The sequence below is a fragment of the Nostoc sp. KVJ20 genome, assembly GCF_001712795.1.
In the GTDB taxonomy this organism is placed as follows: domain Bacteria; phylum Cyanobacteriota; class Cyanobacteriia; order Cyanobacteriales; family Nostocaceae; genus Nostoc.
Genome location: NZ_KV757582.1, coordinates 39,871 through 62,209 on the forward strand (window position 1 = coordinate 39,871; position 22,339 = coordinate 62,209).

Here is a 22,339-nt window from a genome sequence, read left to right on the forward strand (position 1 = left end):
ATGGCTTATTTACCGCCCAAAATTGACCAACGCACCTATGAAGAAATTGTTCAGCAAACTGAGAAGTTAGTAGAGCAATATACCGACTGGAAACCTGCGCCTGAAGATAAAACGGATGCGGGTAGGGCATTAATTCGCATTTTTGGGCGGATGGTAAAATTAGTCAGCGATCGCCTCAACCAAGTTCCAGAGAAAAATTTTCTGGCTTTCCTTGATTTAATTGGCGGAGAACTCAAACCTCCCCAACCTGCTAAGGTTCCTTTAACCTTTTATTTGGCACAAGGAAGTCCCGGAGATGGGTTAGTTCCTGCTCATACTCAAGTTTCTGTACCACCAGCAGAGGGTACAGACGAAGAAATCGTGTTTGAAACGGATCGAGAATTAGTTGTCACAACGACGCAATTACAAGCAGTATTTGTGCGCGAACCAAGTCAGGATAAGTACGCGGAGCGCACTTTGGAAGCAACAGGAGAAGAGGATGCAGCTTATTTCGCCTTTGCTGGCGATCGCTCTATTCCCCATTCTCTCTATATAACTTGTCCCGAAATTTTTGCTTTATCAGAGTTAAAACAAATAAAACTAATTATTACTACGGATAGTGCTAGTCAATTCCAAAATTTACCGCTGAATTGGTCTTATTGGGATGGTTTGCAATGGCAAGAAATTCCAACTCCTGGACTGAGTCAAAAAAATAATCAGTGTACGATTACTTTTACCAATTTATCTATTCCAACTCCTTCTGAAATTCAGGGAAAAGTAGGGAGATGGTTACAAGCAAAGTTAACTAATATATCTTTAAATTTACCTCAAGTTACTAAGATTCAAGGTAGTTTAAATGTTAAACAATCTAGTTTGATTCCTGAAAATTGTTTATTTAATTCTACTTCTATAGACCTGACCAAAGATTTTTATCCCTTTGGCGAACAACCAGAAACTAACGATACATTTTATATTGCTTTAGATGATACATTTATTAAACCAAATACAATTATTACTATTGATATACAGTTAAGCTATAAACCTGTAAATATCAATAATTTAAAAATTAACTGGGAAATTGGTAACGGTCAAATATGGCAAGAAATAGCAAATGAAAATAATCAACTAAGATGGATAGATAATTCCTCAGCTATTCAATTTACTGAACGAAATATTATCCAAGCAAAGTTACAATTTCCCAATGCAGAAAATATACCTTCTCCTAGCACTGTGAATGGCGAAACTCGTTATTGGATTCGCGCTCGAATGACTCAAGGTCATTATGGCAAAGCCGCAGATGAGCGCAAATATCCTATCTATGATGACTTGGCAGTTTTGAGAGAGGAAATCAAAAAAGGAACAAGCGAAATTAAAGTTGATAGTCTGGATTTATTCAAAGTTGGTGATACCATTCGTCTTCTTCCCAATACCGGGGGATTTCCAGAAGAAAATCAAATTACCAAAATTACTCAGACAGATAATAAGCTAACGCTAAAAAGCGGAATTTTGAATACAATTTTAGACGTTGGCACTCGGATTATGCGTAAGTTGATTATCACTGAAACGATTCCTCCAACTTACGATCCACCTATAATTAAATCATTAAAATTAACCTACGATTTTACCATTACAGAAAACGCTGTTTATTTTGCTGCTAATGATTTTACTTATTCTCAGCCAACAAGCTTTAGCACAAAATTAAAACGAAAGGCTGCTAGTGGAGATAAATTACTATTTTTGGGTGAAGTTAAAGGATTAACTGTTGGTGAGTTTTTAACAATTAATTCTGAAAATTATCAAATAGAAACGATAAACTCCGAAAGTAATCAAGTTATACTCACCTCAAGGATTCAGCAGGATATAGCCAGCAATACTGACGTTAATCGTTATTTTACGCCCTTCACTCCTACCGTTGATAGAGAATCAACTCTTTATCTGGGATTTGATAAATCATTTGAGAATAAAACCGTTACTCTTTATGCACAAGTTGAGCCGCCATTACCAGATGAATTATCAGCTAATATTACAACAGAAACTTTCATCACAGAAACGGCAAACACTGGAGATACAACACTAAATCTTGCTGATGTAACTGGCTGGAAAAATGGCGATCGCCTACAAATTCAAAACCCTCTCAACGCTAAACAATACAATAACTATACGATTAGCGATATTAACAACAATCAAGTCACCATCAATCAATCTCTGCAACAAAGTTATAATACTGGTAACTTAGTTATTCATCCCAAACAACCGGAATTAGTTTGGGAATATTCTAGCAATTTAGGTTGGCAACCATTAGGAGTACACGATGAAACTCAATCATTTTACCAACGAGGTTTAATTAAATTTATTGCACCAACAGATTTCAGCAAAAGAGAAACCTTTGGTAAACAACTTTATTGGTTAAGAGTTCGTTGGCAAGGAGGTAATTTTTGGGTTAAACCTCGTCTGCGTCGCTTATTAACTAATACAGTTTGGGCAGTTCAGGCAATTAGTTTACGAGAAGAAATCTTAGGTTCAAGTAACCACGATCCAAATCAAATTTTTGTTGCCAATAACACCCCCATTTTGATGGGACAACAATTAGAAGTCCAAGAAGGAGAAATTCCCGAAGTAGAACCCGATCGCCTCAAAGTAATTCGAGATGATTTAGGAGAAATTGAGTCAGTTTGGGTGCTTTGGCAAGAAGTACCAGATTTTTATGCTTCTAGTGCTAGCGATCGCCATTATATTTTGGATCGACAAACAGGCGAAATTCGCTTTGGAAACGGACAAGCCGGGATGATTCCCCCCAGTGGACGGAATAATATTCGCCTGTCTTTTTATCAAACAGGAGGCGGTAAACAAGGAAACGTCACCTCACAAACTATCAGCCAACTGAAAACTACTATTCCCTACATCGATCGAGTAATTAACCTCGAAGCAGCCGCAGGTGGGGCGCAACAGGAGACTTTAGATCGTCTCAAAGAACGAGTACCCAAGCAACTACGTCACCGCGATCGCGCTGTCACCTTTGAGGATATTGCAGATTTAGCTTACGAAGCTTCCACGGATGTCGCCAGAGTCAAAGTAGTTCCACCAGATTTGCTGACAGCTAATTTTAGTCCATTGAATCAAAAACTTTGGCTCGATCCTACCAAAGCAGATGTGTCATTTGAAGATACTCTCAATGAGAAATTGCTAACAATCAACAATGAGAGTGAAAGAACTAGCTTTGCAAACATGATGTGGGAAATCAACCGTCGTGCAGGGCAAGTTAAATTGATTGTTTTGCCCCATAGTAGCGATCGCCAACCAATCCCTAGTTTAGCTTTACTGGAGCGAGTCGAAACCTATATTCGTTCCCGTTGTCAGCCAACAATGGATTTAATAGTTACCGCCCCTAAATGGCAAGAATTCACTGTGAATGCAACTATAACTCCTGTATCCCTCGAAAACGCAGATATTGTAAGAAACAGTGTTAATCAACGCTTAGAAGCCTTCCTCCATCCCTTAACCGGAGGTAAAGGAGAGGGGTGGCAATTTGGCCGCTATCCCCAAAAATCCGATCTTTACGCTATTATTCAATCCATTTCGGGAGTCGATTATGTGAACTCTTTAGAAGTATTACTTACAACAACAAACTCATCCCTCAGCGCTGATACTTTAATTTATTCTGGTCTTCATAGCATTCAAATTCAAGGCAATAGGCAATAGGCAATAAGCAATAGGCAATAGGCAATAGGCAATAGGCAATAGGCAATAGGCAATAGGCAATAGGCAATAGACTGGTGAATATAAGGAATACAATATGTCAGAAATTCGTGATTTTAAAGATTTAATAATTTGGCAAAAAGGCATCGAAATAGCAGAGAAGTGTTATTTTTTAACTAAAAATTTTCCTAGAGATGAACTCTTTGGGATGACTCAACAGATAAGAAGATCATCTGCTTCTATTCCAGCCAATATTGCGGAAGGATATGGAAGAAGAACACCTGGTGATTATGGAAGATTTTTAAACATCAGCCAAGGCTCAATTAATGAATTACAAACTCATCTTATCTTATCCTCTAGAGTAGGACTATGCACTGTCAAAGATATAGAATTGATTATTCAGCATCTTCAAGAAGAAACTAAAATGATTATTTCCCTTCTCAAAAAGTTAAATAATTAAAAACTATTGCCTATTGCCTATTGCCTCTTGCCTATTCCCCATTCCCCATTCCCCTTATGACTCTACCATTACCCAATCTCGACGATCGCACCTACGCCAACTTAGTAGAAGAAGCCATTTCTCAAATTCCCGTTGAATATCCTGAATGGACAGATCATAATCCCACAGATACCGGAATTATCCTGATTGAATTGTTGGCATGGTTAACAGAAATGACTCTCTATCGAGTTAATCAAATTCCTGATGATAATTATGCCAGTTTTATGAGTTTACTTAAAGGAGAACAATGGAATTTACCAATTAACCTTTCTGCCCAAGAACGGCAAAAGACTTTGCAATCAGAAATTAAAAATACTTTATTGGAATTGCGGAAAACTTATCGGGCGATTACTCCAGATGATTTTGAAAAATTGGTACTTATCGATTGGAATCAATCCCCAGATTATGACGGCTTAAAAATTGCCAGAATTAAATGTTTAGCACAACGTAATTTATCTCATTTAGATGCTAATACTGTTACCAAAGGACATATTAGCTTAGTAGTTGTTCCTGAAAATAATCAAGGAGAAAATCAATATAAAAACTTATTTAACTTTCTCGACAACAGGAGACTTTTAACTACTCGCCTACATATTGTAGAACCTGAGTATGTATCTATAGCCGTAGAAGTAGAGTTAGTGCTTGAAGATGGCGCACAAGCAGAAGCAGTTAAAAAACAGGCGAAAAAAGAAGTTGAAATGTTTTTTGATCCGCTGCGATCGCAAAAATATTGGCAGGGAAAAGGATGGCCTTTTGGTCGGAGTGTTTATATATCCGAATTATATAAGCTATTAGATGATTTGGAGGGAGTAGATTACGTTGAAAATCTGCAAATTAAAGATAAAAATAATACTTCCAAAACAGAAATTAATTTAGCAGATAATCAGTTAGTTAAACTCAATATCGAAAATACTAAATTTACAATATTAGTAGAAGTTGACAATGAACGCAAAAAACTCTGAACTAATTAGTAGCTATCAACAATATTTACCGCCAATTCTCCAAAAAGATGCCTTTATTGGTCAATTACTGCTAGCATTTGAAACAATTCTCAGCGGAATAAATGAAACTTCTAATCAAGAGCAAATTACTACTCCAGCAGGATTAGAAGAAATTATAGATAATATTCATATTTATTTCAATCCTCAACAAACTCCAGAGGAATTTTTACCTTGGTTAGCAGGATGGGTAGCCTTGAGTTTACGGAATGATTGGCAGGTAGAAGTTAAAAAAGCATTTATTCAGCAAATAGTCCGACTGTATCGTTTGCGAGGAACAAAACAAGGATTAATCGAAATTTTGGGTATTTATTTAAAAAACTCAGGATTTGGTGAAAAGGTTGAAGTCTTCGATGAATTTGATAATTTTCCTAATTATTTTCAAGTTCAATTAACTTTAAAAGACCGCGATCCTGATAAGTATTGGCGACAGGCTAAAATTGCCAAAGCTATTATCGATCGCGAAAAGCCAGCACAGACATTTTATACTCTAAAAATTCTTGTGCCAACGATGCAGCTAACTAAGCGATCGCACATTGCTTATCCTTTTAAATTATTTGAACCTCTACAAAATCAAAAATTTGCTATAGAAGTCATAATTACTCCCAACGGAAGTAATAGCATTCCTATTAATCAATTGGCTAAACAGTTATTAGTTCAACTCCAAGGTCATTCAAAATTAATTACTCCTGATTCGTCGAAGATAATTATAAACAATCAATATTTTACCATTCAACAAGATTTGAATTATCAGCATTTTCAGGAAAATTTGACAGGTTTCAATGTTGCCTTGTCAAATCGGACTGATAAAGATTTTGTCGGAAATTTAGCAATCAAACTTTATTTTTATATGAATGGTAGAGAATATAGCAATACACTATTAGAGCAATCTATAAATTTATCACCTGTCCTTAAAATTTATAATAAAAACAATACAGGAGAAATTATTGAAGGAAATACAATTTTTAAACAAGCTAGTCAACCGCAACAATCAGGAATGAAGATAACAGAATCTATATGGAGTCAACCCTACACTTTTCAGACATTTGAACCACCCAAAATTCAAGAATTGCAGCCTCAGATAACTTCAATTCTTGAAAAACTCGAACTAGAAGCAATTGTAGAAATTACTCAACCTAACACCATCACCTCAGATATACTCAATAAAATTACAGTTCGCCTTCAAGATGATGTTTCAGAATTTCATTTATTCACACCAGAAACCATCAGAGAAAAGAATAAGATCACAATCAAGCGTACCCTTTACTACCAACAATTTACCCAAACTATAGATAGATTAGATGTGGCGATCAAAAATCTCAATAATATTGATATTGTTGGTAAAGTCACTGTTCAAGCTTTCTTGAAGATTAATCAGCGTTTATCGACTTATCAATTACTAGAACAAACCTTTAACCTCACAGCCGTTTCTCCTTATAATATTCTAGAAATTTGCCGTAAAAACGAAGAAGGTCAAATTATTTCTGGTAACACAATTCTCGGAACAACTAGTCAATCATTGAACTAAATATCAGGATAAAAATGGCTAAAACTACTGATTTTACTAACTTTGCGAACGAACGTCCTAACTATTTTCCAGGGCAATATTTGCTAGAAGATGATTTTGAACTCGAACATAAATATCTTAGCGATCGCCAACGCTATTATAATCAGAGTCTTCATATTTCAGGAATTATTGAAGGAATGGAAGTTGAAGTTATTCAAGATAAAAAAGCTGTTTTAATTAAATCTGGCTCGGCTATAAATATTAACGGAGAACTAATTGTTTTAAAACAAGACATTACGTTTTCCGATTTCAAAAGTGTTACTAACGGTGAACTCTACATCCAATATTCTCAAAAACAACAAGTTAAACAGCAAGAAGACGTAACTGATAGCTACACTCGTTGGATTGAAAATCCTATTTTGGGATTTGCGGCTACAACTCCTGAAAATAGCGTTAAGCTAGCAAAACTAACAATTTCTCAAGATACTATTACTTTTGATGCTAACGTTCGAGAATATTCAGGTTTATCTTTACCAAACTCTAATAGTAAAGCTTTGACTCTGCGTTCTGGGGGAAATGCAAATGCAAACTTAGCCGTTTTGACAGGTAGTTTAAAGATTGATGGTAATTTAGAGGTTAACAACAATATTTTAGTCAAAGGTGCAGCTTCTAGTTTGTTAGGTATTGGCGATGAATTTTCGGAAGGAAATACTGGCGGAAATCGTGAATGGATGAAACGAGGAGTGAGAATTTTTTGGAATTCAGATAATCTGTTTATTGGCTTAAAAGACGAAGGTAGTAATCGTAAAGATGCTGTAGTTGCTTGGGGAGACGATCCACAAGAGGACTTACGATTTATTAATATCCAATCTGGAGGAGCCATTGAGGGAAATGAAGTTATTAGAGTCAAAGCAAATGGCAATGTTGGTATTGGTACAAATAATCCAGGAAACTACAAATTAAATGTACAAGGTAATCAGTTACTTAACGGTAGTCTAAATATTTCTGAGACATCATCACCATTAAATCCAGTTGCTAAGTTAGATATATCAACTGCTCCTCGCACAGGTAATCATCCGAATGCTGTTAAAGGTTTATATGTGACAGGCGATTTTAATGCTGATAGTGATGGGATAGAGTTTCGGCATACTAACGGAACTCAAGGAATAGGCTTTGGTTTCAACACAATTTATGCAGCAGGAAGCAATAACGATCAAGACTTGAACTTAAAGCCAAAAGGGACAGGAAAAGTTATTACCAAAGGTAGTTTAACCATTCAAGAAGGTAAAATTAATCTCAATGGCAATCAACAAATTGTTTTTACAGATATAGATGCAACAAACAATCTAAAAATACAACTTTGGACAGGATATGGACTCGGTATTAATGGTTCTACTTTATTCTATACAGCTAACGGCAATCATTCTTGGCGAGATCATCAAAATAACGAAAGAATGTTATTAGCCACAGGTGCAAATGCTGGTTTAACAGTAAAAGGAACAGGAACTTCTTCTTTTGCTGGTAATTTAACTGTAACTGGCTCTTTGTCGGTGGGTGTATCTGTTGGCAGTACGACAAATATTGACCTATCAGGTCATATTCAACTCAAAGAATATGGACAACAAAAAATAGCTTTTCTTCAAGCAAGAGACGACTCATCAAATCGAGATATTGGCTTGAGAATTAGAACCCAAACGCAAGGTAGTACACAAAGAACTCTTGTAGACGCATTAACCATTACTCCTAGTGGAGAAATACAGGGAAAGATATGGTATTCTAACGAATACGTATGGAGCAACGGTCAACCGGAAGTCAAGATGGGACATAGTAGCAAATGCGTAGCATTTATCACATACGTGCAAGGAAAATTTGCTGGTGGCGGCGAACAAGTTTTTACTTATATAAAAAGTGACGGATATTGGTATCTTGGAGGAAAGCAGGGAAGTGCAGGTGCCGATATAGTCGCCAAAGCAAGATGTATAGGTTCTCCTGATTAGTGCGATCGCCAAACTGATCAAAATAAATTTTAAACTCAATATGACTCTATGGCTGACTTCATTCTCATCACTGGCGATAAAGCCATGTTTAACCCCACTTTTGGACAAGCCATTGTCACCGTGCGTCCAGGAGATTTAATTGGCACAGGCAAGGATAAAATTAACCAGAAAGTAGTCTGTGTAGATGGCGACGAGAAAAAAATCATCGTTCCTGGTTGTAGTTATATAACCCCCCAATATACTATTCCTGGAGTGGGGATACTTTCGATTGAATCTCTTGCTGGTAATCAAAAAGCTAAAAAGACCAAATCTGCTGGTAAACCTGTATTGCTCAAAGGCGGATCATTTAAAGCCAAATTTCAAGTAATGCTTCCCGCACAACAACCCTCTGTACCCAGTCCCATACCCGATGCTACCCCCCAATATTCCGGTAGTGGTACATTTATGTCTCTGAATCTAAAAGTTAAAGGAACATAGCCCTTATCAAGCTAGGTTTTTAAGACTTGTGTGTACACCGTAGCCTGATAAGGGGGACGAAATCAAAGTCCCCCAATTTATCGGGCAATTTAGGAGGATCTAAAATTTTTGATCCTGACAAAAAGACTTTTCAAACATCCTCTGAATAGTTTTTACTCATGTTCCTTCAATGTGTTCCGAGAGTGAGAAAAAAGGATAATTAAATAATGAAAGAACAACTGGAAAAACGCCTTGCTGAACTCAAAGCAGAATTGGTATCAGGACAAAAACTCATGGCAGACTTAGAGACGAAACAAGCCAATCTGCGGGATACCTTACTACGGATTAGTGGAGCAATTCAAATTTTGGAAGAGATCACATCTTCCACTGAACAAAATGGAAATCAAAACAATACATACGTACAAGAGGAATTAAACGTTCAATAGACATTTATGGTTCAAAATTTTTCCCACATTACAGCGCTTCCGGCTATTATGCAATACAGTTTTTCTCCTTGCCCTCTACTTTCAAAGCTTTCAGATTTGGGGATGTACCTCATAGCTGCCGTAAGTGCTGTATTGATAAGCATATTCCTCGTTCCCAGTCTCCGGCTGGGAATGCATTCATTGAGTCTCTGACTCAATATCTGACTAGAGGCAGAGCCTCTAATCAGGCATTCCTATGCAGAGCATAGGAACGAGATAAAAGAGGGATATAATTCCCCCTCACAAGACCAAAATCAGCGAACGTACAGTAACTAGAAAAGTTTTCCCCCAAAGACAAACACCGTTGTTTAAAGCACGGTGCTTCTGTCAGTTCATGCTAAAACTTCTTCACAAGCAATATTCAAAGATATTTCTTTCCAAGCATCCACTTCTTCTTTGATATACGTGACCATAGCATCAATTGCTTCGACTGTATCTGCTCCTAATGCCAATCTCATTGGTGGGTTATCACTATCAACAGCTTGAATTATTGCTAGTGCTGCTTTCTTTGGATCTCCTGGTAACTTGCCAACTAACTCCTGTACACGCTGGTGGATATTACTAATTAAAGGCTTATAGTCCTCAATTTGAGTTTCAGTTAAAACAAAAGAACGACTGAAAAAATCTGTACGCAGCCCCCCAGGTTCAACTATGGTGACTTTGATGCCAAAGGGTGCAACTTCATTAGCTAATGAACCAGAAATTCCTTCTAGTGCAAGTTTGCTACTGCCATAAATTCCACCACCAGGACTTGCTGCAAAGCAAGCGATTGATGAAATATTTAGGATATGTCCACTACGTTGCTGTCGCATATAAGGTAGTACTGCCCGCAGCGTTTCTAAGACACCAAAAAAGTTTGTTTCAAATAGACGGCGAACTTCTACATCGCTAATTTCTTCCAAAGCTCCCGCAACTTCACATCCGGCATTGTTGACAAGTACATCAATGCGTCCAAAGTGAGCAATTGCCTGTTTTACTGCCTCTTGCACTTCTTTAGGTTTTGTCACATCTAGTTGCACTGCTAGGGCACGTTCTGGAAACTTGAGTGCTAAATTTTGAACCTGCTGTGGATTCCGTGCTGTTAGCACAACTGCCTCTCCCTTCTCCAACAATATCTCTGCCAATGCTTGACCAAGACCACTGGAAGTACCAGTGATAAACCATACTCGTGACTCAGAAACAGACGAAGTTACCATAAGAGATTCTCCATTTTTAGGAAGCTTTAAGTTTTAACTAGAGTTGCTAGTAGTTCGCCAAGGAAACTTGGCGGGGTAAAGGGGAAGGGGGAAGGGGGAAAGGGTTTAAATCCTTTACCCTTTTCCCAGTCCTCACAAGCGCATTTTTGGGTTGGCAGACTACTAGTTATCAAATTTTGCTCAAGGTGCAAAAGTTTTCTAAGTGTTATGCCCACTTTCCTGCATTTTTTGCCGGAGACTAAGTGGCCTCATGTCAGTCCAAACTTCTTTGATGTAATCCAAACATTCTTGTTTCAGACCATTTTTACCAACATCATTCCAGCCAGCAGGATTTTGGCGATCGCTTGGCCAAATTGAATACTGTTCTTCATGATTAACCACAACTTTGTAAATTGTCGTCTCTTCTTTGTCATCTTGATACATAATTTCTTCTCTTCTAGTTAAAAATCACTTTTGATTTACTTCTGTTAGACCAACGGGGTGCAATACTGCGTAGGTTTTGCCTAACAGAATCCCCGAACAATTTTCCCAATCCCCAGTCCCTAATTCCCAATCCCCAATCCCTTTTTCAATTCTGTGTGGCACAAATTTTTCAGTTCTACAAATGTCAATATAAACACAATTAACATAAATAAAATATCTGCTAAAATCATTCCATAATATATACCCCTTACTTTCCAAAAGTTAGCAAAAATTAGTATTATCGGCACATTTAAAACTAGAGTTCTAATTAAAATAACTGTTAACACAGTTTTACCTTTACCTCTAGCTTGAAATAAAGTATTACCAAATAATGCCAAAGGCCATATTGGTGTTAATACACAAAGAAGTCGAAAATTTATTACATCATAATTTGTAAAATTAACCTCTGGCAACAGTATTTTCAAAAACACTGTTGGTGATAATTGTAAAGGCATCCAAATTAAGATTAATAAAATAGTACCAATAATTGCAAAAGTTAAATAAGCTTTCTTAATTCGTTCATAATTTTTAGCTCCATCATTGATGCCAATAATAGGTTGTAAAGCCTGTGCAAATCCACCTATGGGGATAAATACTAATGAAGCTACTCTTGTAGTTGCCCCAAAAAAAGCAAGATCATGATGTGTACCATAAAGAGAAATTGATTTAAAAATTACCGAACCTTGCACTAATTCCATTACTGGAAAAAGTAGTGCGGATACTCCTACTGATAAGATTGCAGGTAGTAAATCTATTGCCATCACCATTTTTTTAGGATTAACGGGAATGGAGCTTTTACCAGAAATAAAATAAGTTAAATTGAGGATTGTATTCACTGCCATTGCAATAACTGTAGCCAGAGCAATGCCTTGAATACCCCAATGAAAAACACTAATAAATAAAATATTCAATAATATATTAACTATCACAAAACTTAAGTCAAATATTGTAGATAATCTAATTTTGCCTTCTGATTTGATAATTTGGCTAGAAGCTCCCCCTAGCATATAAAATATTGAACCCAGTATATAAGTTTTAAAATATTCTGTACCCGCAATAGCAACTTCATCACTTCCTCCCATGAAGATAATTAACTCTTCACCAAATCTGTACCCAATGCTGGTAATAATTAGGGATAATGCAATCCCCATTACAATTAAGTTGCCAAATATTTGGGACTGAGTTTTGATATCTCCAGAACCAATCGCTCGACTGAGAACAGAACCAGAACCAACACCAACTAAGAGAGAAAATCCCTCTATTATACCTATAAGTGGCAGTGCAAGTGTAATACCTGCAAGAGCAGTTTCACCAATAAATTGTCCTGCAAATAAAGTGTCAAGAAAATTGTTCAAGCTAAACATCAATATTCCTAAAGTACTAGGAATTGATAACTTGAACATCAATTTAACAAGGTTGCCTTGAAGGATTTCGTTTGTAACTTGAGACTGTAGTTGTGAAGTCATTTTTAAGTTCTCGGTTTGCTGCTGTTTACTCAATCTTGACCAAACGGCTGACGCGATATTGTTTCACCGCTTGTAATTCCATATCTGTTGCTGAGTTCAATGCACTCATAACTTCACTACAAACTTCAACTCTGGCTTCATAAGCACCTGATAGACTTCCATCAGGGGCTGCATAATCAATACGTACTTCTGCCCAATTAGGCTCTTGATCTTGAGTAACTTTTTCTATGTCCAGTATTTTGCCAGCTTTCAAATAATTACGCCAAGTCCAGTCTGACTGCATCCAAATTTCCCGCTCTGTGATTTGCTCAAATTTAGTGATACCTGCCCATCCCCGATAGTATTGACGCAATCTAGAAACTGAAGCATTTTGTTTGACTAGTAAATCCAGAACTTCGGGGTTTAAATGTCCCCATAAGCACCCTTGAGGTAAGTCAACTAAAGTAGGTGCAAACTGATGCCCACCAAAGTGATTTGTTTGCCAGACTCTTAAGTTTCCATTAGCAGCAGGTGCATATTCTTTGCGTAATTGCCGATATAGAGGAGTTCCAAATTTACCACAGGCAAGGTCAACTTGAGCGTGAGTACAAACCATAAGTTCGCGGATGTGACTGGTTTGTTGCTGATACTGCTGAAACTTGGATAAATCGTTGGGCTGTTGTACTAATTGTTGGAGTATTGCTGTGACTAAATTAATTGCTTCCTCTTCTGGAACAAGAAACTCTTGTTTTTCAAATTGAGAAAATTGTTGTGCGGGACGGTAATAATATAGGACACGGGTAAATTTTGGGATAGAATAATCGCGATCGCGAGCAATCAACATCGGTCTTAGTTTGATTCCATGCTTCCCGATTAACTCTTGGAATAGACCTATCAGAGGCTTGATTTGCGGATCTTCCTGAAAAATGTTTGCAGACCAAGGTTGAGGAAGTTCCATAATTAGCCAATAGTCGCAAGTACCTGCTGTTCCAATTGGGTCTTCTTTATTAGCTTGAGAAACCAATGAGCAGAAACGACAATCTTTTAGGGAAAACTGGTCGGTTTGTTGGGTCTGCATATTTAATCCCATCCCATATTTTTTTGTAGCAACCCATAAAATTTTTCATAAAAATGCTCATGTGAAAATAACCTTTTATAGAGGAAAAGTAGTCTAGTTTCCCATTTGGATGGTGTGACAAAATATTGTCTTTTGGGCTTGCGAGCTTCTAAGGCTTCTAAGATTGCCTCTACGACTTTTTCAGATGGCATTCCATTGCGATTGCCTTCTACAGTAAGTTCTTTATGTATTCTTTGATTTTTACCATATATGGCTTTGGCTTCAGGTGACATATTAGCTAAGGTTTTCTGATAGCTTGCCTCTACTTTTTCATGTACTTCTGTGTTAAATGATCCTGCTAGGATAGAAAGAACTTCAATTTGGCTAGAACGTAATTCCATTCGCCAACAATCTGTAAGAGATTCCAGCGCAAACTTGGAAGCAGACAAGTGTCCAAAATATGGTGTAGCTACTCTGCCACCAACAGCACTAATATTGATAATCCGACCTTTAGCTTTACGAAGCAATGGTAAGAATGCTTGGGTAACGGCAATATAACCAGTCACATTGACTTCAAATAACCATCTCACATCCTCAATGGGAACACACTCCAATGGCCCGTGTACTACTGCAACAGCATTATTTACTAAAGCAAATAATCCTTCATCGTCGGTTGCTAGTGAAACAAAGTCTAGAGCAGATTGAATCTGTTCGGCTTTTGTGATGTCTAGGATAATCGGAGTTAAATTACCAGATGCATCATGTTTTAATGATTCCGCATCTTTTTCTGTACGGACTCCGGCAAAGACGCGATATCCTTGTTTATCTAGCGTCAGCGCAGCGGCTCGACCTAAACCCGATGATGTCCCTGTAATTAGCACAGCGCCTTTTTTACTTTGAGCCATATTTGTTACCTCCATAATAGATATTTATTTGCAATTTCTAGAGACTAAAGTAAGCCAGCAACAAGTGGTTGTGACTGTCCTTTATGCTGCCGCCGACCATGCATAAACATTTTTACGCCACTAGCTGGGTAAGAAATTAAACCGCCGAATTTTGGTTTTTCTGGTCGCTTGTCAACTAAGGTGAGTTGATAGTTTGAAATAATTGTCGCTAATATAAGCTTCATTTCAAATAAGGCAAAACTTCCGCCAATACAAACACGAGTACCGCCGCCAAAGGGCAAAAATTCATAAGGAGAGAATTGCTTTTTCAAAAAGCGTTCTGGCTGAAATTGTTGCGGCTGTGGATATAAATCTTCTCGTTGATGTGTCCGATAAATATTACCAATTAGCACTGTTCCTGGACTCAACTCGTAGCCCATAATCTCAACTGGCGACTCTACCAACCTGGGAAAGGCAAATAATTGAGTTGGGTAAATTCGCAAAGCTTCATTACAAACAGCACTAAGGTAAGGTAGTGCAACGATATGCATGGGATCTGGATGTTCACCAAGGTTATCGAGTTCTTGCAGCAGTTTTTCTCTAACTACAGGTAAATGGTGAATCCAATATAAAGCCCAAGCGATCGCAGTTGCCGATGCATCTTGAGCTGCAAATATGGGCGATAATAGGAGGTCACGTATTTCCTCATCGCTTAATGCTTCACCTGCTTCATCACGAGCAAATATCAGATCGTTGAGCATATCAGTGCGTGAAGAATCTGCTTGCTGACGACGTTCTTGAACTTCAGTCTCTAGCAAACTGAAAAGTTCCTCCCGTAGATGAAGTAAGTATCTCCTGGGACTCCACCGATCTAAACCCTTTGGGAGAAAGGGTAACTTCATCATCAGTTGGTAAAGAATTGATTGTTGATATTTAATAATTTCAGCGAATAAATACTTGATTTTTTCATAACGTTCTCCCTCACGCAATCCCATCACCACCTCTATACCTACGCGCAGGGTGATATCTTCAATAGTGGGGTAGGCGACGAAATGTTTGGCGAAAGCCAATGAACTCATAATTTTTTCTGTAAGTTCGCAAATACGCCGCCCACAGGCTTGCATTCGATCTCCGTGAAAAGCTTGCATTAAAACCTTGCGACGATGTTTGTGGCACAAGCCATCAAGTTGCAAAATTCCTTGGTTTCCTGTCAGAAATGCGAAATCTTGGTTTAATTCACCCCTAGCTGTAATTTCTTTAGTATTAGTAAAAATCTCCTTTATCCCCAAGGGATTACTAACGTAAACTATCGGTGTAGAACCAAGCATGATGGTAACGATGTCACCATAGCTTTGGGATATAGAATCCATATAGCCAAAAGGGTCAGTCTCAAATTGGAGATTGAGTAGCCAGGAGGGGGTTTTCGGCCCTGGAGGTAGTTTCATCAGTCTTCTTGACTCCTGTTGTCTATAAATAGAGTGGCGCTAAGAAAAGATACAGCCCTTGCTCTGAATGTTTCTCAGCTTCTACGGCTACGGTGTACACACAAGTCGAAAAAAGTTCGATTTCCTATTTCTCTCGTTCCCATGCAGAGCATGGGAATGGCTGATGCCTCCATAGACATTGAGTCAGAGACTCAATGAATGCATTCCCAGCCTGGAGGCTGGGAACGAGATTACACAAGCCTTTGGGCTTTTATTAGTGCCATTCGTCTATAATACATTATCCAAGGCATTATCGATATAGATTCTCAATTGTTTAGCTAGTTCCTGAATCTGAGGTTCGACAAAAATTGAGAAATGATCTCCTGGAATTTCCACAACTTCAATAGGTAGACGGGAATATTTACCCCAACCTAATAAAGGATCGTTAGTCTGAAATTCTGGACTTTCAAAATCATGAATAATTTCCTCGCTAGCTCTAAAAAGAGTCATTTGGTGAGGATAAACTTGCGGAATATAATCTCGCATGGCTTGGACATGGACTTTGAAAAGTTTGTAATGTTGGATAAAATCTTGAATTTCTGCATCACTAAAAATAAAATTAGCTTTTTTATTGACTAAATGCAGTTGTTCTTTTAGTGATAAATCCCGAAGTTCTTCAAAAGGAAGGGAAAAATCGATATTATTATCGGTTTTGATTGATTCAGCAATGCGGAGTAAGAACTTAGCATCATCATCATCTGTGGGTTTAATAGCTGTTTTTGGTAATATGGCATCGATAACAACTAACAAACCTACTGTTTGACCTTGCCTTTGCAGTTGTTGGGCTATTTCAAAAGCAACTACACCACCATAACAAAAACCTCCTAAAAGATAAGGGCCGTGTGATTGTACTTGACGAATTTCTTTGAGGTAGCGAGTTGCGGTTTCTTCTACAGAAATAATTTCTGGTTCTTCTTCTCCAAGGGTATGTTCTAAACCATAAAATGGGTATTCTTCACCTAGCCTTCTAGACAAGTTAAAGTAGTTATTAATGGTTCCACCAGCGCCATGCATACAGAAGAAAGGAGTCTTGGAACCAGAAGGTTGAATTGCTACTAAAGGAGAAGCAGAACCCTCACGATATGGCTGAGTGACAATAATCGCTAGTTTTTCAATTGTTGGGTTTTCAAATAAAGTAGACAAAGGTAGATTGTGCCCAAATTTGTCCTGAATTTGAGCCATTAAACGTACAGCTAAAAATGAGTGACCACCCAAGTCAAAAAAGTTATCTGTGACTCCGATAGGGTTGCTATTTAGAAGATTTTCCCAAATTTTTACTAAAGCTAATTCTGTAAAATTACGGGGAGAAATAAATGATCGCGTAATATTTAAGCGGATAGCTTCATCCGTGGAAAGAGCTTGCTTATCTACTTTGCCATTGGGTGTAAGGGGGAGCGCATCTAATACCACAAAAGTAGCAGGTATCATGTAATTTGGCAGCTTTTGTTGCAAATAAGGCAATAGCTGTGCTGCAATATCTTGATTGTCTGTGACTAAATATGCAATCAAACGGCGATCGCCTTCAGGAGCATCGTGGACAATAATAATACATTCTCGCACATCTTTGTGTTGTGCGATCGCAGCGGAAATTTCTCCTAGTTCCACTCGAAAACCACGAATTTTTACTTGGTCATCACGACGACCACAATACTCCAGATTACCATCGCTGAGGTAACGCGCTAAATCGCCTGTTTTATAAAGTTTTTTTCCTGGAATAAATGGGTGATCAATAAATCTTTCTTGATTTAATTCTGGACGATGTAAATATCCTTTGGCTAATCCATCTCCACCTGTATAAAGTTCACCAATAATTCCTGGTGGTGTTAATTGTAAATGTTTGTTCAACACATATACTAGAGTATTATCAATCGGGCGACCAATGGGAACACTATTTAAATTATCTGGTAATAAACTAGTATCGTAATAAGTAACATTAGCAGAAACTTCTGATGAGCCATAAAGATTGATCAGTTTGGCAAATGGCACTACTGTTTGGAAAGTTTGAACTAACTCCAAAGATAGTGCTTCTCCACTAGCTATCCAAAGTTTGAGTTGCGATAAATTTCTAGTAAGATGACTGTAAGTATCCAAAAGTAAGCGCAGCAGTGAGGGAACAAGTATAATTCGCGTCACTTTGTTATCTGCTAGAGCTTGAATAAATAGTTGCGGTTCTTTGACAGTTGCATTACTGATAATCACAGTAGCAATTCCCTGAAGCAAAGGAGCAAAAATTTCCCATACTGAATCTACAAAGCTAATAGCTGTTTTCTGACAACAAACTTCTCCTGGGGTAAAGGGATAGGTTTTCCACAGCCAGTGCAAGCCATTGACAGTACCGCGATGAGTGCCAAGAACACCTTTAGGAGTCCCAGTAGAGCCGGAAGTATAGATAATGTAAGCAAGACTCTCGGCTTTTGCAGTGTTAATGGGGTTTTCTAGACTTTCTTGAGCAACTTCGTGTTCGTGAATATCCAAGCAAACAATTTTAGCTGAAGAGTCAGGTAGCTTTGTTAATATTTCTTGTTGAGTGATTAACACCGCAGCTTGGGAGTCAGAGAGCATGAAACTCAAGCGCTCAAGAGGATAATTAGGATCAAGAGGAATGTATGCACCGCCAGCTTTGAGAACAGCTAAAATTCCTACAACCATTTCTGGTGAGCGTTCTAGACATATCGCTACAAGGGTTTCTGTTGTGACACCCAGTTTTTGTAAATAATGAGCAAGTTGATTAACCCTTTGGTTGAGTTGACGATAAGATAATTGTTCAGACTGACTAATTAAGGCTAATGCATCAGGCGATCGCTTGACTTGTTCCTCAAAGAGTTGATGAATAGATGCATCGTGGGGATAATCTGCATGAGTCTGATTCCAGTCAAATAAAACTTGCGATCGCTCTTTTAAAGTTAATAATGATAATTCTGAAATAGGCTGCTCTTGGTTATCAATAATATTTTCTAATAATGTCTGGAAATGTCTAATAAATTGGGTAATTGTAGCTGAATCAAAAATATCAGTGTTGTACTCCAAACACCCTGCCAATCCCTCTGGAGATTCAGACAACGACAGAAAAATATCTAGTTGAGCCGTACCACTATCGAACTCCAAAGTACGCAAAGTTAAACCAGAAACTTCCTGCACAGACATTGGTGTATTTTGCAGGACAAACATCACTTCATAAAGTGGATTCCGGCTTAAGTCTCGCTCAGGTTGCAATTCTTCTACAAGCATCTCGAAAGGCAAATCTTGATGTGCATAAGCATCAAGTGTCACTTCACGCACGCGATGTAAAAGTTCGCGGAAACTGGGATTACCACTAAGGTTATTACGCAATACCAAAGTATTCACAAACAAACCCAGCATCTTTTCTAATTCGGCTCGATTGCGGTTGGCAATTGGAGAACCGATGAGGATGTCTTCTTGGTTGGTGTAGTGATATAGCAAGATGTTAAATGCTGCCAGCAAAGTCATAAACAAAGTGGCATCTTCTCGCTGACTTAATTGATTGAGTGCATCTGTCAGACTTTTAGAGAATGCAAAGTATTGTTTAGCACCAGTAAAACTAGTAATAGTAGGTCGTGGACGATCTGTAGGTAACTGTAATATGGGTAATTCGCCACTTAGTTGTTGCTTCCAGTAATTGAGTTGAGTTTTGAGCAAATCACCTTGCAAGCGATCGCGTTGCCAAACTGCAAAATCTGCATACTGGATAGGAAGTTCCGGTAAGGGATTCGGCTGATTTGTTGAGAATGCTGCATACAGCGTTGCCAACTCTTTCAAAAACACACCAATAGACCAACCATCTGTAATAATGTGGTGCATAGTCAAAAGGAAAATATGTTCTTCTTCACCTAAGCGGAATAAAGTCGCCCTGACTAAAGACTCTTTAGCTAAATTGAAAGGTTTTTTGGCTGACTCTGCTGCAATTTGTTTAATCTCTTCTTCCCAATCTCCACCAGATAAATGCTCAAGATTGATCATAGGTAATTCCCAGGTTACATCTGGTGTAATCTGCTGGGCTGGCTGTCCATTGACGAGTGTAAAACTTGTCCGCCAAACTTCATGACGACTGATAATTTCATTCAAGCTTTGCTGGAGTGCTTTAATATTAAGTAACCCCTGTAAGTGAAAAGCACTCGGAATATTATAGAAAGAACTCCCGTGGTAAAGTTGGTCAATAAACCATAGCCTTTGTTGAGAAAAGGACAAAGGAACATGATTAAATATTTGACGTTTGGGAATAGTATCAGCTTTAAATTTTCCTCCCTTCCATTTTTCTAAAAGGGCTTTTTTAGCTGGGGTTAAATTAGAGTATTGTTGTTCCATTGCTAACAATTATTTGATATTTTTTAAGTAATATATACACAAAGACAGTTCAGAACGAGCAACAAAACCCTCATGTAGAGAAACGATTTATCGCTCATGTAGAGACGCGATTTATCGCGTCTTCAAAGACTACGATGCACCAGCCAAAAGAACAGCAACCTGTTCTTCCGATAATTCTTCAATCTTCTCTAGAAGAAGTTGTTCAATCATTTCTGCCTGTTTAGCTGGTATCATAGCTTGCACTAACAGGTCACGCAGTGGTAACTCTACTGGAAACTTAGCTCGTAATCGAGAAACTAGTTGAGTTGCAATGAGAGAATCTCCTCCCAACTCATAGAAGTTATCGTAAATACCAACTTGTGCAATTCCAATAACTTCTTGCCATATTTCAGTAACTTGTTTTTCCAACTCATTAGTCGGAGCAACATAGGAATTACTGATATTAGGTCTGAAATAGGAATAGGATGAATCTAATTGACTAGAAGGTTTTTCATGTAATGCGATTGGTTCGCTACTAAAAGAAGGTGATGATGATTTTGCATCAATCCAATAACGTTGACGTTCAAAAGGATAAGTAGGTAAAGGCAAACGCAAAGGTTGTTGATGAAGATAAAATCCAGACCAATCAATCTCAACACCAAACAACCACAACCGACCTAAAGCTTGCAATAAATAAGCAAAATCAGATTGTTCTTCCTGAACATGGGGTAAACAATTCACCACCAGTTGTTTAGAATCAGATTGTAAATGCTGTTTTGTCAAAGTAGTTAACGTTCGTCCCGGCCCTACCTCCAAAAAAACACCCTCAAATTGCAAAAGTTGTAATATACCATCAGAAAAACGCACAGTCTGGCGCAAATGTTCACCCCAATAGCTGGGATTAGTCGCATCACTATCACTAATCCAAGTCCCAGTCACATTGGAAATAAAGCGAATACTTGGCACATTCAGTTTTACCTGATTTACAACCTCAACAAACTCTGGCACAATCGGTTGCATCATTTCACTATGAAAAGCGTGAGATGTGTGCAACATTCGACATTCAATTCCTTTGAGTAATAATTGATTGTGCAGTGCAGTTATAGCTTCACTCTTACCAGAAACCACACAAGAAGACGGGCTGTTAACCGCAGCAATTTGCGTATCATCAGTTAACAGCGATCGCAAATTTTCTACTGGTAATGGAATTGCTAACATACTACCTGTGGGCAACTGTTGCATCAGTCGTCCCCTAGTGGCAACTATAGCCAAAGCATCTTCTAGAGAAAAGACACCCGCAATGGTTGCAGCGACATATTCTCCGATGCTATGTCCAATCATTGCTTCTGGATGTACTCCCCATTCCATCCATAATTGAGCTAGGGCATACTCAATAACAAATAATCCTGGTTGAGTAAGGGCGGTTTGTTGTAGTTGTTCGGTAACTTTTGTTTCGTCTTGAAAAAGTATCTGGCGGATGTCAAGATTTAGGTGGGGCTGAAGAATCTCGGCGCAAGTATCAACATGTGTTTTGAAAGTAGTTTCAACTTCGTAGAGTTCCCGCGCCATGTTGACATATTGCGTCCCTTGTCCAGAAAACATGAAGATAACTGGACGGTGACTGGGTTTGTGGTGGTAGGTAAATACACGTTGCGGATTTTGGCTGGTTACAGCATCTACGGCATCGTTTTGGTTACAACATACTAATATACGCCGATGTTCAAATGCTTGACGACCAACTTGTAGGGTGTAAGCGACATCTGCGAGGTTAATTTCAGGATGTTCTTGAAGATGCCTGACTAGATTAGCTGTAGCTGTTTCTAAAGCTGTGCTAGTTTTGGCAGAAACTACCAACAATTGATACTTTCTCCCCTGCTCCCCTGCCCCCCTGC

General features: G+C 38.2%; 15 protein-coding genes. 7 read left to right on the forward strand and 8 right to left on the reverse strand.

The genetic code is table 11. From position 1 onward, the window contains the following. The 7 genes from A4S05_RS08250 to A4S05_RS08275 all read left to right on the forward strand — a co-directional run bounded on the left by A4S05_RS08250 (position 1) and on the right by A4S05_RS08275 (position 9,578). Complete coding sequence (locus A4S05_RS08250) at positions 1 to 3,678, forward strand: baseplate J/gp47 family protein (protein ID WP_069069347.1); 3,678 nt, start codon at positions 1 to 3, stop codon at positions 3,676 to 3,678. Between the two features lie 94 nt (positions 3,679 to 3,772). Continuing rightward, positions 3,773 to 4,135, forward strand: coding sequence for a four helix bundle protein (locus A4S05_RS42550; RefSeq protein ID WP_218107936.1), 363 nt, complete (start codon positions 3,773 to 3,775; stop codon positions 4,133 to 4,135). A 56-nt stretch (positions 4,136 to 4,191) separates the two neighbouring features. Beyond that, complete coding sequence (locus A4S05_RS08255) at positions 4,192 to 5,136, forward strand: baseplate J/gp47 family protein (RefSeq protein WP_069069348.1); 945 nt, start codon at positions 4,192 to 4,194, stop codon at positions 5,134 to 5,136. Further along, positions 5,117 to 6,700: a phage tail protein gene (locus tag A4S05_RS08260; protein ID WP_069069349.1), complete on the forward strand. Its 1,584-nt coding sequence runs from the start codon at positions 5,117 to 5,119 to the stop codon at positions 6,698 to 6,700. The genes A4S05_RS08255 and A4S05_RS08260 overlap by 20 nt, the downstream gene beginning before the upstream one ends. 14 nt (positions 6,701 to 6,714) lie before the next feature. Further along, on the forward strand, positions 6,715 to 8,676 hold the full coding sequence (locus tag A4S05_RS08265) for a hypothetical protein (protein ID WP_069069350.1): 1,962 nt from the start codon (positions 6,715 to 6,717) through the stop codon (positions 8,674 to 8,676). Between the two features lie 48 nt (positions 8,677 to 8,724). Beyond that, positions 8,725 to 9,153, forward strand: a complete 429-nt coding sequence (locus tag A4S05_RS08270; protein WP_069069351.1) for a hypothetical protein — start codon at positions 8,725 to 8,727, stop codon at positions 9,151 to 9,153. Between the two features lie 206 nt (positions 9,154 to 9,359). After that, positions 9,360 to 9,578, forward strand: a complete 219-nt coding sequence (locus A4S05_RS08275) for a hypothetical protein (protein WP_069069352.1) — start codon at positions 9,360 to 9,362, stop codon at positions 9,576 to 9,578. A gap of 371 nt (positions 9,579 to 9,949) precedes the next feature. On the opposite strand, the gene A4S05_RS08280 is transcribed toward A4S05_RS08275, so the two are convergent. From A4S05_RS08280 to A4S05_RS08315, 8 genes are all read right to left on the reverse strand, one after another. Beyond that, positions 9,950 to 10,813: an oxidoreductase gene (locus A4S05_RS08280; protein WP_069069353.1), complete on the reverse strand. Its 864-nt coding sequence runs from the start codon at positions 10,811 to 10,813 to the stop codon at positions 9,950 to 9,952. A 198-nt stretch (positions 10,814 to 11,011) separates the two neighbouring features. Beyond that, positions 11,012 to 11,236 carry an MbtH family protein gene (locus A4S05_RS08285; protein WP_069069354.1) on the reverse strand — a complete coding sequence of 75 codons (225 nt, stop codon included), beginning with the start codon at positions 11,234 to 11,236 and terminating at the stop codon, positions 11,012 to 11,014. A 119-nt stretch (positions 11,237 to 11,355) separates the two neighbouring features. After that, positions 11,356 to 12,741 carry an MATE family efflux transporter gene (locus A4S05_RS08290; RefSeq protein ID WP_069069362.1) on the reverse strand — a complete coding sequence of 462 codons (1,386 nt, stop codon included), beginning with the start codon at positions 12,739 to 12,741 and terminating at the stop codon, positions 11,356 to 11,358. 25 nt (positions 12,742 to 12,766) lie between these two features. After that, complete coding sequence (locus A4S05_RS08295) at positions 12,767 to 13,798, reverse strand: sucrase ferredoxin (RefSeq protein WP_069069363.1); 1,032 nt, start codon at positions 13,796 to 13,798, stop codon at positions 12,767 to 12,769. A 2-nt stretch (positions 13,799 to 13,800) separates the two neighbouring features. Beyond that, positions 13,801 to 14,682 (reverse strand): SDR family oxidoreductase, encoded by an 882-nt coding sequence (locus A4S05_RS08300; RefSeq protein WP_069069355.1) that lies wholly within the window; start codon positions 14,680 to 14,682, stop codon positions 13,801 to 13,803. Between the two features lie 44 nt (positions 14,683 to 14,726). Next, positions 14,727 to 16,106, reverse strand: coding sequence for a cytochrome P450 (locus tag A4S05_RS08305; protein ID WP_069069356.1), 1,380 nt, complete (start codon positions 16,104 to 16,106; stop codon positions 14,727 to 14,729). 267 nt (positions 16,107 to 16,373) lie between these two features. After that, positions 16,374 to 20,468, reverse strand: coding sequence for a non-ribosomal peptide synthetase (locus tag A4S05_RS08310; protein ID WP_069069357.1), 4,095 nt, complete (start codon positions 20,466 to 20,468; stop codon positions 16,374 to 16,376). 129 nt (positions 20,469 to 20,597) lie between these two features. Beyond that, positions 20,598 to 22,339, reverse strand: a 1,742-nt coding sequence (locus A4S05_RS08315; RefSeq protein WP_141699671.1) for an acyltransferase domain-containing protein, incomplete at its 5' end; no start/stop codon positions are given.

Excerpts from the sequence above, each read along its gene's own strand:
- A4S05_RS08250 (WP_069069347.1), top strand. The coding sequence starts at position 1 with ATGGCTTATTTACCGCCCAAAATTGACCAACGCACCTATGAAGAAATT.
- A4S05_RS42550 (WP_218107936.1), top strand. The coding sequence starts at position 3,773 with ATGTCAGAAATTCGTGATTTTAAAGATTTAATAATTTGGCAAAAAGGC.
- A4S05_RS08255 (WP_069069348.1), top strand. The coding sequence starts at position 4,192 with ATGACTCTACCATTACCCAATCTCGACGATCGCACCTACGCCAACTTA.
- A4S05_RS08260 (WP_069069349.1), top strand. The coding sequence starts at position 5,117 with ATGAACGCAAAAAACTCTGAACTAATTAGTAGCTATCAACAATATTTA.
- A4S05_RS08265 (WP_069069350.1), top strand. The coding sequence starts at position 6,715 with ATGGCTAAAACTACTGATTTTACTAACTTTGCGAACGAACGTCCTAAC.
- A4S05_RS08270 (WP_069069351.1), top strand. The coding sequence starts at position 8,725 with ATGGCTGACTTCATTCTCATCACTGGCGATAAAGCCATGTTTAACCCC.
- A4S05_RS08275 (WP_069069352.1), top strand. The coding sequence starts at position 9,360 with ATGAAAGAACAACTGGAAAAACGCCTTGCTGAACTCAAAGCAGAATTG.
- A4S05_RS08280 (WP_069069353.1), bottom strand. The coding sequence starts at position 10,813 with ATGGTAACTTCGTCTGTTTCTGAGTCACGAGTATGGTTTATCACTGGT.
- A4S05_RS08285 (WP_069069354.1), bottom strand. The coding sequence starts at position 11,236 with ATGTATCAAGATGACAAAGAAGAGACGACAATTTACAAAGTTGTGGTT.
- A4S05_RS08290 (WP_069069362.1), bottom strand. The coding sequence starts at position 12,741 with ATGACTTCACAACTACAGTCTCAAGTTACAAACGAAATCCTTCAAGGC.
- A4S05_RS08295 (WP_069069363.1), bottom strand. The coding sequence starts at position 13,798 with ATGCAGACCCAACAAACCGACCAGTTTTCCCTAAAAGATTGTCGTTTC.
- A4S05_RS08300 (WP_069069355.1), bottom strand. The coding sequence starts at position 14,682 with ATGGCTCAAAGTAAAAAAGGCGCTGTGCTAATTACAGGGACATCATCG.
- A4S05_RS08305 (WP_069069356.1), bottom strand. The coding sequence starts at position 16,106 with ATGAAACTACCTCCAGGGCCGAAAACCCCCTCCTGGCTACTCAATCTC.
- A4S05_RS08310 (WP_069069357.1), bottom strand. The coding sequence starts at position 20,468 with ATGGAACAACAATACTCTAATTTAACCCCAGCTAAAAAAGCCCTTTTA.